A 242-nucleotide genomic window follows, 5' to 3' on the forward strand; every position below is an offset into this window, starting at 1 on the left:
GTAGATGACTGGGCCAATGCGACGTACAGCTTCCTTCAGCTTCTCCGGCGCAATCGGGGCGGCACCTACGGCAATGCATCGCAGAGACGACGTGTCCGTATGGTCCAACGCCGGCCAGCTCAGCAACGCGTAGACAATCGTCGGCGGCAGGAATAAGTGCGTGATGCGCTCGCGGGCGATGGTATCGAGTACGTTGTAGGCATCGAAGCTCGGTAACACCACCGTCGCGCCGCCACGAACCG

The 242-nt window shown here is 61.6% G+C and carries 1 protein-coding gene; it reads right to left on the reverse strand.

Going from position 1 to position 242, the window contains the following annotated elements:
* Positions 1-242 (reverse strand): AMP-binding protein (locus SB822_RS60265; RefSeq protein WP_410859538.1); only part of this gene is annotated, 242 nt, incomplete at both ends.

Source organism: Paraburkholderia sp. SIMBA_054, assembly GCF_046534875.1.
In the GTDB taxonomy this organism is placed as follows: domain Bacteria; phylum Pseudomonadota; class Gammaproteobacteria; order Burkholderiales; family Burkholderiaceae; genus Paraburkholderia; species Paraburkholderia hospita.